Genomic DNA, 12,070 nt, shown 5'->3' on the forward strand with positions numbered 1-12,070 from the left:
CCGACTTGCCGCCCCCGCACCAGGCCCGCAGCGCCCCTACGCCGACGCTCCTGCCGGGACCGTCGCGGGACCGGGACCGGGACCGGGGCCGGTCGACGTCCGCGATCGTCGCCGCACCCCCTGGCTCGCCCTGGTCTCGACCGCGACGGCCGCGGCCCTCGTGGCGAGCGTCGCGACCGCAGGCCTGACCGGCGCCTTCTCCCCCGAGCAGTCGACGACCGAGGCCACCACCACGGCCTCCCTCGAGCAGCAGGGGTCCCAGACGGTGCCCGTCGCGGGGTCCACCGCCGAGCAGCCCGACTGGCAGGCCGTGGCCGCCGCGGTCCGGGAGTCCGTCGTCGCGATCGACGTGCGGACCGCCTCGGGAGCCGGGGAGGGCTCGGGGGTGGTGGTCGACGCCGAGGGCCACGTCCTGACCAACGACCACGTGGTGGGCGACGCGGTCGACGGCGGTCTGCGGGTGACCCTGGCGGACGGCCGGGTCTTCGAGGCCACCCTCGTCGGCACCGACCCGACCACCGACCTGGCCGTCATCGCCCTCGTGGACCCGCCGACGGACCTGGTCCCGGCCGTGCTCGGGGACTCCGACGCGGTCGAGGTCGGCGCCGGGGTGATGGCTGTCGGCAACCCCCTCGGCCTCGACAGCACCGTGACCACGGGCATCGTCTCGGCCCTGGACCGCCCGGTCACGACGGCCTCGGACTCCGCCGGAGAGATCGTGGTCACCAACGCGATCCAGATCGATGCCGCGATCAACCCCGGCAACAGCGGCGGCCCGATGTTCAACGCCTCCGGTGAGGTGGTGGGCATCACCTCCTCGATCGCGAGCATGTCGGGCAGTGCTGCAGGCACCTCGAGCGGGTCGATCGGCCTCGGCTTCGCGATCCCGGTCAACCTGGCCGACCGCGTCGCGGCCGAGCTGCTCGAGGACGGGACGGCCTCCCACGCCTTCCTCGGCGTGACGCTGGGTGACGGCACGGGCACCGCGGAGGGCTCGACGAGCCTGGGCGCCGTCGTCGGCGAGGTCACGGCAGGGTCGCCCGCGGCCGAGGCCGGGCTGGCCGCCGAGGACGTGGTCGTCGCGATCGACGGCGACGCGGTGGGCGGCGCCGAGTCCCTCACGGCCTACGTGCGCGAGCACGCCGCTGGCGACCAGGTCAGCCTCACCGTCGTGCGCGGCGGGGAGCTCGTCGAGCTCACCGCCACCCTGGCGGCGAAGGACGAGGTGACCGCGGAGAGCTCGAGCTCGGAGAGCAGCGACGGCACCGAGGGCTCCACCCCCACGGACCCGTGGGGCCTGTTCGACCGCGGCTGAGCCGCGCAACGGTGCCTCGGTCGAGCCGCCCACGCCCTCGGTGACTAGTCGTCACCGAGGGCGTGGCGCATGGGCTCGAGCTTGGCCTCGGACTCGGCGAGCTCGGCAGCAGGGTCCGAGGCCGCGACGACGCCGCACCCGGCGAAGAGCCGCAGCCGGTGCGGGTCGACAGGGTCGAGCTCGGCCGAGCGCAGGGCGATGCCCCACTCGCCGTCGCCGTCGGCCCCCATCCAGCCGACCGGGCCGGCGTAGCGACCACGGTCCATGCCCTCGATCTCCTCGATGAGGCGGCAGGCCTGGTCGGTCGGGGTCCCGGCCACGGCGGCCGTGGGGTGCAGGGCCGCCGCGATGCTCAGGCTCGAGGGGTGGCCCGAGGCGTGCCCGCTGCCGCCGCCGGTGCTGAGCACCCCGGTGACGTCGGTCGCGAGGTGCAGCACGTTCGGCAGGTGCAGCACGAACGGGGTCTCGGGCACGTTGGTCGAGGAGCAGAACGGCCCGAGGGTGCGGCTCAACGAGTCGACCGCGTACTCGTGCTCCTCGAGGTCCTTGGAGGAGTGGGCGAGGATCGCGGCGCGGGCCAGGTCGGCGTCGTCGTCCCCGGTGCGGCGGATCGTCCCGGCCAGGACGCGCGAGGTGACCAGGCCCTTCTCGCTGCGCAGCAGCAGCTCGGGGGTCGCGCCGAGCAGCCCCCCGACGGCGAAGGTCCAGCAGGACGGGTAGCCGGCCGAGAGGCGGTGCAGCACCCACCGCGGGTCGAGGGGGGCGCCGGTGCGCGCGACCACGTCCCGGGCGAGCACCACCTTGTCCAGGCGGCCCGCCCGGATCTCCCCGATGGCCCGGGCCACGGCCTGCTGCCAGCCCGCGGCGTCGAGGGCGCCGTCGGTCAGCTCGACGTGCCCGGGGGAGGCGGCGGGGTCCGTGGGGGTGGGGACCGTGGGGGACCCGGTGACGGCGCCGACGTCGAGCACGGTCATCCAGGCCGTCCCGGCCCGACGGCCGACCACGGTGCGCGGGACCACGAGGCTGCCGCCGGCGGGGGACCCGGCCGAGAAGGCGAAGGACCCGAAGGCCACGGGCCCGGTGCCGGGCTGGCGCACCTCGTCGCGGACGACGGCGTGGGCGGTGAGCTGCTGCCAGGCGCGGTCGGCCTCGGCGAACCGCTCGGACCCGGTGGTCTCGACCCGCAGGACCTCGCCCCACGCCACCAGCCCGTCACCGCGACGCAGCCAGGTCAACCCGCCGTCGGCAGGCAGCAGGTCGAGGAGGTCCGCCGGGAGGGAGTCGGGGTCCACGGCGACCGTGCGTGAGACCAACGGTCCGGCGAGGCTGCGGGCCTGGCCCGCACCCACGGCCGCGGTCGGGTCGGTGCTCATCGAGGTCAAGCCTAGGACCGCGGGCGGGATGCTCCGGCGCGGGCCACGGGCCCTGCTCTGCGAGACTGGGCCCATGCGCGCAAGCCTGGCCAAGCGGCCCCAGGAGGTCGCGGCGATGTTCGACGGCATCGCCCACCGCTACGACCTCACCAACGACGTGCTCTCCGCGGGCCAGGACCGGCGCTGGCGCGTCGCGACCATCGAGGCCGTCGGCGCGGTTGCCGGGCAGCGGGTCCTCGACCTCGCCGCGGGGACCGGCACCTCGAGCGAGCCCTTCGCGGACGCCGGGGTGCACGTGGTGCCCTGCGACTTCTCGGTCGGGATGCTCGGGGTCGGCAAGGCCCGTCGCGCCGACCTGCCCTTCACGGCGGGGGACGCGACCCGGCTGCCGTTCGCGGACGCCTCCTTCGACGCGGTGACCATCTCCTTCGGCCTGCGCAACGTCGTGGACACCGCGGCGGCCCTGCGCGAGATGCTCCGGGTCACGCGACCGGGCGGCAGGCTCGTGGTGTGCGAGTTCTCGACCCCCGTGTGGCCGCCGCTGCGGACCCTGTACTCGGGCTACCTCATGCGAGCCCTCCCGGCCCTCGCGAGGGCGGTCTCGCGTGAGGAGGGGGCGTACGCCTACCTCGCCGAGTCGATCAGCGTCTGGCCGGACCAGCAGGGCCTGGGCCGCGTGGTGCGCGAGGCGGGCTGGCACGAGGTCGCCTTCCGCAACCTGAGCGGCGGCATCGTCGCGCTGCACAGGGGAACCCGTCCGCCAGAGGGCGCCGCGGCCCCGCGCAAGGGCTGAGGGTCCCAAGGAAGGCAAGCCTTAACAGACACGCCCCGAGGCCGTCGATAGACTGGGGTGGTTTGGTTCGTGAAACCCTTCACAAGGGAACGAGGCTGGGGTGGGGACTGTGACGCAGCGCGACGATGCCGACGTCATCGTCGTCGGTGCGGGGCCCGCCGGGTCGACCGCGGCGTACTACCTCGCGATGGCCGGTCTCGACGTCCTCGTCCTCGAGAAGACGGCCTTCCCGCGCGAGAAGGTGTGCGGGGACGGCTTCACGCCGCGGTCCGTCCGTGAGCTCGTCGCGATGGGGGTGCCCATGCGCGAGGAGGACGGCTGGATCCGCAACAAGGGCCTTCGGGTCTACGGCGGCGGTCACCGGATCGAGCTCCCCTGGCCCGACCTCGACGCCTTCCCCAGCTACGGCGTGAGCCGCACCCGCCGCGACTTCGACGACACCCTCGCCAAGCACGCCGCCGCGGCGGGGGCGAGGATCCTCGAGCAGCGCAGCGTGACCGGCCCCGTGGTCGACGAGCGCACGGGCCGCGTCGTGGGCGTGACCGCCCGCCCGGTCGACGGCGACGGGCGCCGGGCCGGCGACGAGGAGACCTACCGCGCCCCCGTGGTCATCGCGGCCGACGGGGTCTCGGGTCGCCTGGCCCTCGCCCTGGGCATCGAGAAGAACCCGAACCGGCCGATGGGTGTCGCGGTCCGGACGTACTTCCGCACCCCCCGCCACCAGGACGACTGGATGGAGAGCCACCTCGAGCTCTGGGACGGCGAGCCCGGCCGCTCGAACCTCATGCCCGGCTACGGGTGGATCTTCGGCCTCGGTGACGGCACGGCCAACGTCGGCCTGGGCAGCGTGAGCTCGCGGGCGACCACCACCAAGATCGACTACAAGGACCTGCTCCAGCGGTGGGTCGCGAACACCCCGGCCTCGTGGGAGTTCACCCCCGAGAACCAGGTGGGCCCCGTGCGCAGCGCGGCCCTGCCCATGGGCTTCAACCGCAAGCCGCACTACTCGCGCGGTCTGATGCTGGTCGGGGACTCGGGCGGCATGGTCAACCCCTTCAACGGCGAGGGCATCGCCTACGCCATGCAGGCCGCGCGCCGAGCGGCCGAGGTCGTCGCGCAGGCCCGCTCGCGCACCACGGACTCGGCCCGCGAGAGCACCCTGGCCACCTACCCGCGGATCATGGCCGAGGAGCTCGGCGGCTACTACAGCCTCGGCCGGGTCTTCGTGAAGCTCATCGAGCACCCCGAGGTCATGCGCATCTGCACCCGCCACGGCCTGCCGCGGCCGGCGCTCATGCGCCTGACCCTCAAGCTGTTGGCCGACGTCTACGAGCCCCGCGGCGGCGACCTGTCGGACCGGTTCATCTCCGCGCTGACCCGGATTGCGCCGGCAGCATGACCCGTCCACACTCGGCGAAGGCGCCGGGGCCGAGCCCGGTCCAGACCCGCGGACTCGCCACACCTCGACCGCTCGACCGGAGGGCCCGATGAGCAACCCGTACGTCCCGATCCTGGTCCTCATGGGCGTGGCCGCCGTGCTGGCCCTCGGTGGTGTCGGCGCGAGCGCGATCATCGGCCCCAAGCGCTACAACCGGGCCAAGCTCGAGGGGTACGAGTGCGGGATCGACCCCACCCCCCACGCCGTGGGCGGTGGTCGCTTCCCGATCAAGTACTACCTCGTGGCGATGACCTTCATCATCTTCGACATCGAGGTCGTGTTCATGTACCCCTGGGCGGTCGCGTTCGGCGAGCTCGCCCTGTTCGGTGTCGTCGCGATGATGACCTTCCTCGTCCTGATCACGGTGCCCTTCGTGTACGAGTGGCGCCGTGGCGGGTTCGAGTGGGACTGACGAGGGACGAGGGAGGAGGAACGACATGGGTATCGAGGACGCACCATCCGGCTTCTTGCTGACGACGGTCGAGAACTTCGCCGGCTACATGCGCAAGGCGTCGCTGTGGCCGGTGACCTTCGGTCTGGCGTGCTGCGCCATCGAGATGATGGCCGCCGGAACGTCGCGGTTCGACATCTCGCGCTTCGGCATGGAGGTCTTCCGGGCCTCGCCCCGGCAGGCCGACCTGATGATCGTCGCGGGGCGGGTGAGCCAGAAGATGGCGCCCGTCGTCCGGCAGGTGTACGACCAGATGGCCGAGCCCAAGTGGGTCATCTCGATGGGCGTCTGCGCGTCCTCGGGCGGCATGTTCAACAACTACGCGATCGTCCAGGGCGTCGACCACATCGTCCCGGTGGACATCTACCTCCCCGGCTGCCCGCCGCGGCCGGAGATGCTCCTCAACGCGATCCTCACGCTGCACGACCAGATCCAGGCCGAGCCGCTCGGCGTCAACCGTGAGGAGGCGGCCCGCGCCGCCGAGGCCGCCGCCCTCGAGGCCACCCCGACCTCCGACATGAAGGGCCTGCTGCGGTGAGCGACAAGCCCCAGGACCAGCCCAAGGACGACGTCCTGGCGCCCACCGAGGAGACCACGAAGGCCCAGGCCGGGGCTCCTCGGGAGGCCAAGGACGCCTCCGCGGCAGCCAAGGCAGGCAGCGCGCCGGTCGGCACCGACGCCGCCACCACCCCGCAGAAGACCAGCGAGGCCGCCCTCGAGGCCGGGTCGCAGAACCTTCCCGCGGGTCTCGGTGAGCGCACCCAGCTCGACGTCGTGGACGTGCGGAGCGGGATGTTCGGCGTGCAGGGCTCGGGGGACACCTCGGGCTACGGCGGGCTGGTGCGCACCGTGGCGATGCCGGGCGCGAGCGAACGACCCTACGGCGGCTGGTTCGACGAGGTCGTCGACATCCTCGCCGAGGTCCTCGCCGAGTCCGGGTCCTCCTTCGACGCGGCGGTCGAGCAGGTCGTCGTCGACCGCGACGAGCTGACCCTCTACGTGCGACGCGAGCACGTCGTGCCCGTGTGCCAGGCGCTGCGCGACGACCAGGACCTGCGCTTCGAGCTCGGCCTCGGGGTGTCGGGCGTGCACTTCCCGCACGACGAGGGCCGCGAGCTGCACGCGGTCTACCAGCTGGTCTCGGTCACGCACAGCCGGCGGCTGCGCCTCGAGGTCGCGGTGAGCGAGGCGGACCCGCACATCCCGTCGACCACGGGCGTGTACCCCGGGCACGACTGGCACGAGCGCGAGACCTGGGACTTCTTCGGCATCATCTTCGACGGGCACCCCGGGCTCGCCCGGATCCAGATGCCCGACGACTGGCCGGGGCACCCCCAGCGCAAGGACTACCCGCTCGGCGGGATCCCGGTGGAGTACAAGGGCGCGAGCATCCCTCCGCCCGACGAGCGGAGGTCGTACAACTGATGAGCGACACGCAGACGCCCCGCGCGAGCGCACACATCGTCGACGAGTCCGCCGAGGGCGTCCCCTCCTTCGAGGCCTCGGGCGGCGACTGGTCCGACATCGCCGAGGAGGCCGCGCGCCTCGGCGAGGAGCGCATCGTCGTCAACATGGGCCCGCAGCACCCCTCGACCCACGGCGTGCTGCGGCTCATGCTCGAGATCGACGGCGAGTCCGTGACCGAGGCCCGCTGCGGCATCGGCTACCTCCACACCGGCATCGAGAAGAACATGGAGTACCGGACGTGGACCCAGGGGCCCACGTTCTGCACACGCATGGACTACCTCGCGCCGTTCTTCCAGGAGACGGCGTTCAGCCTGGGCGTCGAGAAGCTGCTGGGGGTCACCGAGGACGTCCCGGAGCGCGCGACCGTCATCCGCGTCATGCTCATGGAGCTCAACCGCGTCGCCTCCCACCTCGTGGCCATCGCCACGGGCGGCAACGAGCTCGGTGCGACGACGATCATGACCACGGGTTTCACGGCCCGTGAGGAGATCCTGCGGATCTTCGAGCTGATCACCGGCCTGCGTATGAACCACGCGTACGTACGCCCCGGCGGCGTCGCGCAGGACATCCCGCCCGGTGCCCTGGACACCGTGCGTGAGACGCTGCCCAAGGTCCGCGACTACCTCGGTCAGCTCGGCGACCTGATGCTGGCCAACCCGATCTTCAAGGGCCGGATGGTCGACGTCGGGCACCTCAGCCTCGCGGGCTGCATGGCCCTGGGCATCACGGGCCCGGTCCTCCGCTCGGCGGGCCTGCCGTACGACGTGCGCAAGGCAGCCCCGTACTGCGGGTACGAGACCTACGACTTCGACGTCCCCACCTCGACCGAGGCGGACAGCTACTCGCGCGTGGTGCTCCGCCTCGAGGAGTGCTACCAGTCCCTGCGGATCGTCGAGCAGACCGTCGAGCGGCTCCAGGCCATGGGCGCCGGGCCGGTCATGGTGGCGGACAAGAAGATCGCCTGGCCCGCGCAGCTCGCGATCGGCGCGGACGGCATGGGCAACTCCTTGGACCACATCAAGCAGATCATGGGCACCTCGATGGAGGCCCTGATCCACCACTTCAAGCTCGTCACCGAGGGCTTCCGCGTCCCCGCGGGCCAGGTGTTCCAGAGCGTGGAGCACCCGCGCGGCGAGCTCGGGGTCCACCTCGTCTCCGACGGCGGCACGCGTCCCTACCGGGCGCACTTCCGCGACCCGTCCTTCAACAACCTGCAGGCGGTCTCCCTGATGTGCGAGGGCGGCCAGGTGGCCGACGTCGTCGTCTCGGTCGCTGCCCTGGACCCCGTCCTGGGAGGGGTGGACCGCTGATGGCGAGCACGACCTACGAGCCCTACGAGGGGGCCAAGCTCGAGAGGCTCGAGCGCGACGCCGCGGCCGCCACGGCGCGCTACCCCGACCCGCGTTCGGCCCTGCTGCCGCTGCTGCACCTCGTGCAGTCCGAGGACGGCTACGTCAGCCCTGACGGGATCGCCTTCTGCGCCCGGACCCTCGCGCTCAGCACCGCCGAGGTCTCGGCCGTGGCGACCTTCTACACCCAGTACAAGCGCCACCCGAACGGGGAGTACACGGTCGGGGTGTGCACCAACACCTTGTGCGCGGTCATGGGGGGCGACGCGATCTACGACGAGCTCTCCGAGCACCTCGGCGTGGGTCACGACGAGACCACCGAGGACGGCAAGGTCACCCTCGAGCGGGTCGAGTGCAACGCTGCGTGCGACTACGCGCCCGTGATGATGGTGAACTGGGAGTTCTTCGACAACCAGACCCCCGACTCGGCCAAGCAGGTCGTCGACCGGCTGCGCTCCGGCGAGCAGGTGGCACCGACCCGCGGCGCCTCCTCGGTCTGCTCCTTCAAGGCGATGTCCCGCGTCCTCGCGGGCTTCTCCGACGGCCGCGCCGACGAGGGCGTGGGCGCGGGGGAGCCGACCCTGGTCGGTCGCCGCCTCGCCCGCGAGCAGGGCTGGGAGGCCCCGTCGCAGAGCAGCGCAGGCGCCGCCGAGGGCGGTCCGTCCGCCGCGGAGCAGGACGCTCCCGTGCCTCCGAAGTCCGGTGGCGAGCAGTCCAGCGTCGACACCCCGTCCGCGCCGCCCTCGGGTGGCACGTCCGACACCGAGACCGGTCGCGACGCGAGCAAGGAGGCGTGATGGGCAGCACCCTGAGCCCGGTCCTGAGCCACCACTGGGACGCCGAGAAGTCCTGGACGCTGGCGACCTACGAGGCCGACGGCGGCTACCAGGGCCTGCGCAAGGCCCTCGAGATGGACCCGGCGGACATCGTCACCGCGGTCAAGGACTCGGGGCTGCGCGGTCGTGGCGGGGCCGGCTTCCCGACCGGCCTCAAGTGGAGCTTCCTGCCCGCCCCCGACGGCGGACCGCGCTACCTCGTGGTCAACGCCGACGAGTCCGAGCCCGGCACCTGCAAGGACACGCCGCTCATGATGGCGTCCCCGCAGATGCTCATCGAGGGCGTCGCGATCACCTCGCGGGCGATCGGCTGCGACCACGCCTTCATCTACGTGCGCGGCGAGATCCTGCACGTCTACCGGCGGCTGCTCCGCGCGGTCGAGGAGGCCTACGAGAAGGGCTACCTCGGCAAGAACATCCTCGGCAGCGGCTACGACCTCGACGTCACGGTGCACGCCGGGGCCGGGGCGTACATCTGCGGCGAGGAGACGGCGCTGCTCGACTCCCTCGAGGGACGGCGCGGCCAGCCTCGGCTCAAGCCCCCGTTCCCGGCCGTCGCGGGCCTCTACGCCCGCCCGACCGTGGTCAACAACGTCGAGTCGATCGCGTCGGTCCCCTCGATCATCACCGGCGGGGTCGACTGGTTCCGCTCGATGGGCACCGAGAAGTCGGCCGGCTTCGGGCTCTTCTCCCTCTCGGGTCACGTCGAGCGTCCCGGCCAGTACGAGGCCCCGCTCGGCATCACCCTGCGCGAGCTCCTCGAGATGGCCGGCGGCGTGCGGCAGGGGCACGAGCTCAAGTTCTGGACCCCGGGCGGGTCCTCGACGCCGCTGTTCACCGCCGAGCACCTCGACGTACCGCTCGACTACGAGTCGGTCGGTGCTGCCGGGTCGATGCTCGGGACGCGCGCCCTGCAGATCTTCGACGAGACCACCTGCGTGGTCCGCGCGATCACCCGGTGGGCCGAGTTCTACGCCCACGAGTCCTGCGGCAAGTGCACGCCCTGCCGGGAGGGGACGTACTGGCTCAAGCAGGTGCTCGGACGTCTCGACCACGGCCAGGGCACCATGGAGGACCTCGACACCCTCCTCGACGTGTGCGACAACATCCTGGGCCGCTCGTTCTGCGCGCTGGGCGACGGCGCGACCTCGACCATCACCTCGGGCATCGCCCTCTTCCGCGAGGAGTTCGAGGCCCACGTGACCGGGGGCGGCTGCCCGCTCGACCCGGCCGCCTCGGCCCTCTTCGAGTACACACCCCGGCGATCGGACGTCCGAGCGCTGTCCGGGACTGCAGCAGGAACGGTGGGAGCATGACGACGACGACACCGAAGACCGGGACCTCGGGGAGCACCCCAGCCCCGGCCGACCAGGTGACGTTCACCATCGACGACGTCGAGGTCGCGGTGCCCAAGGGCACCCTGGTCATCCGCGCCGCCGAGCAGATCGGCATCCAGATCCCGCGGTTCTGCGACCACCCGCTGCTCGCCCCCGTGGGTGCGTGCCGTCAGTGCCTGGTCGAGGTCGCCGCCCCGGACCGCGAGGGCAACGTCCGGCCCATGCCCAAGCCCCAGGCCTCGTGCACCCTCGAGGCCACCCCCGGCATGGTCGTCAAGACGCAGCACAGCTCGGCGGTCGCCGACAAGGCTCAGCACGGCGTCCTGGAGCTGCTCCTCATCAACCACCCGCTCGACTGCCCCACCTGCGACAAGGGTGGCGAGTGCCCCCTGCAGAACCAGGCGATGAGCAACGGGCGGGGCACCAGCCGCTTCCACGACGTCAAGCGCACCTTCCCCAAGCCGATCGCGATCTCGACCCAGATCCTGCTCGACCGCGACCGTTGCGTGCTGTGCCAGCGCTGCACCCGGTTCTCCGAGGAGATCGCGGGCGACCCGTTCATCGATCTGCAGCAGCGCGGCGTCAAGCAGCAGATCGGCGTCTTCGACCCCGGCGTGCTGGGATTCGCAGGCAACGAGGCACCGCCGGTGTACCGCGGGGTCCAGCCCGACGGGGCCCCCGTCGCGGCGGTCACCGGCATGCCGTCCACGGACCCGGCTGACCCGGCCGGTCCCGCGGGCCAGGCCACCGTGGACACCTCGGGTCGGCCCTTCGCCTCCTACTTCTCGGGCAACACGGTGCAGATCTGCCCCGTGGGGGCCCTGACCAGTGCCGCCTACCGGTTCCGCTCGCGGCCCTTCGACCTGGTCTCGACCCCGGGGGTCGCCGAGCACGACGCCAACGGCGCAGCCATCCGGGTGGACCACCGTCGCGGCGTGGTGCTGCGCCGTCTCGCCGGGGACGACCCCGCGGTCAACGAGGAGTGGATCAGCGACAAGGACCGTTTCGGCTTCCCCTGGCAGGGGCTGGCCGACCGGATCACCGTGCCCATGGTGCGTGAGCCCGGCGAGGACGGGACCCGCGGCGAGCTGCGCCCGGCCAGCTGGGCCGAGGCCTTCGAGGCCGCTGCCGAGGGGCTCGCGGCTGCGCGCGCTGCCGGCGGCGTCGGTGTGCTGCCCGGCGGTCGCCTGACCATGGAGGACGCCTACGCCTACGGGAAGTTCGCGCGGGTCGCCCTCGGCACCAACGACGTCGACCACCGTGCACGTCCGGCCTCGGCCGAGGAGGAGTCCTTCCTCGGCCACCACGTCGCCGGGTCGCGGATGTCGGTGACCTTCGCCGACCTCGAGCACGCACCCGCGGTGCTGCTGGTGGCCTTCGAGGCCGAGGACGAGGGCGGCATCACCTTCCTGAGGCTCCGCAAGGGCGTCCAGGGTGGTCGCACCAAGGTCTTCTCGGTGGCCCCCCTCGCGAGCCGTGGCCTCGAGCGCCTCGACGGCACCCTGGTCCAGGCTGTCCCCGGGACCGAGCCCGAGGTGCTCGACGCGGTGGGCACCTCGACCAAGGCCTCCGTCTCGGCGGTCGCCGAGGCGCTGGGCCCCGAGGCCGTGATCCTGGTCGGGGAGCGTCTGGCCACGGTCCCTGGCGGGCTGAGCGCGGCGCTGCGCCTCGCCGAGCGCACCGGGGCCCGCCTGGCGTGGATCCCCCGGCG

The 12,070-nt window shown here is 72.6% G+C and carries 11 protein-coding genes; 10 read left to right on the forward strand and 1 reads right to left on the reverse strand.

Going from position 1 to position 12,070, the window contains the following annotated elements; translation table 11 throughout:
• Positions 1 to 1,315: S1C family serine protease (locus tag L0B03_RS07510; RefSeq protein WP_250445197.1), on the forward strand; the 1,315-nt coding region annotated here is incomplete at its 5' end.
• A 44-nt stretch (positions 1,316 to 1,359) separates the two neighbouring features.
• Here the strand turns inward: L0B03_RS07510 and L0B03_RS07515 are convergent.
• Positions 1,360 to 2,688 (reverse strand): isochorismate synthase MenF, encoded by a 1,329-nt coding sequence (locus tag L0B03_RS07515; protein ID WP_250445198.1) that lies wholly within the window; start codon positions 2,686 to 2,688, stop codon positions 1,360 to 1,362.
• A gap of 73 nt (positions 2,689 to 2,761) precedes the next feature.
• Here L0B03_RS07515 and L0B03_RS07520 point away from each other — a divergent pair, with 73 nt between their 5' ends.
• From L0B03_RS07520 to L0B03_RS07560, 9 genes are all read left to right on the forward strand, one after another.
• Positions 2,762 to 3,481 carry a demethylmenaquinone methyltransferase gene (locus L0B03_RS07520; RefSeq protein ID WP_250445199.1) on the forward strand — a complete coding sequence of 240 codons (720 nt, stop codon included), beginning with the start codon at positions 2,762 to 2,764 and terminating at the stop codon, positions 3,479 to 3,481.
• Between the two features lie 109 nt (positions 3,482 to 3,590).
• Positions 3,591 to 4,880, forward strand: a complete 1,290-nt coding sequence (locus tag L0B03_RS07525; RefSeq protein ID WP_250445200.1) for a geranylgeranyl reductase family protein — start codon at positions 3,591 to 3,593, stop codon at positions 4,878 to 4,880.
• A gap of 88 nt (positions 4,881 to 4,968) precedes the next feature.
• Positions 4,969 to 5,331 (forward strand): NADH-quinone oxidoreductase subunit A, encoded by a 363-nt coding sequence (locus L0B03_RS07530; protein ID WP_208056109.1) that lies wholly within the window; start codon positions 4,969 to 4,971, stop codon positions 5,329 to 5,331.
• A 25-nt stretch (positions 5,332 to 5,356) separates the two neighbouring features.
• Complete coding sequence (locus tag L0B03_RS07535; protein ID WP_250445201.1) at positions 5,357 to 5,908, forward strand: NADH-quinone oxidoreductase subunit B family protein; 552 nt, start codon at positions 5,357 to 5,359, stop codon at positions 5,906 to 5,908.
• Positions 5,909 to 5,943: 35 nt separating this feature from the next.
• Complete coding sequence (locus L0B03_RS07540) at positions 5,944 to 6,795, forward strand: NADH-quinone oxidoreductase subunit C (protein WP_284501518.1); 852 nt, start codon at positions 5,944 to 5,946, stop codon at positions 6,793 to 6,795.
• Entirely contained in the window at positions 6,795 to 8,147 is a 1,353-nt protein-coding gene (locus tag L0B03_RS07545; RefSeq protein ID WP_250445203.1) for an NADH-quinone oxidoreductase subunit D, read from the forward strand. The genes L0B03_RS07540 and L0B03_RS07545 overlap by 1 nt, the downstream gene beginning before the upstream one ends.
• Positions 8,147 to 8,983, forward strand: a complete 837-nt coding sequence (gene nuoE, locus L0B03_RS07550; protein ID WP_250445204.1) for an NADH-quinone oxidoreductase subunit NuoE — start codon at positions 8,147 to 8,149, stop codon at positions 8,981 to 8,983. The genes L0B03_RS07545 and nuoE overlap by 1 nt, the downstream gene beginning before the upstream one ends.
• Positions 8,983 to 10,338 (forward strand): NADH-quinone oxidoreductase subunit NuoF, encoded by a 1,356-nt coding sequence (gene nuoF, locus L0B03_RS07555; RefSeq protein WP_250445205.1) that lies wholly within the window; start codon positions 8,983 to 8,985, stop codon positions 10,336 to 10,338. Before nuoE ends, nuoF begins: the two co-directional genes overlap by 1 nt.
• On the forward strand, positions 10,335 to 12,070 hold a 1,736-nt coding region (locus tag L0B03_RS07560), incomplete at its 3' end, for an NADH-quinone oxidoreductase subunit G (protein WP_250445206.1). The genes nuoF and L0B03_RS07560, both read left to right, overlap by 4 nt.

Source organism: Actinotalea sp. C106, from assembly GCF_023630195.1.
In the GTDB taxonomy this organism is placed as follows: domain Bacteria; phylum Actinomycetota; class Actinomycetes; order Actinomycetales; family Cellulomonadaceae; genus Actinotalea.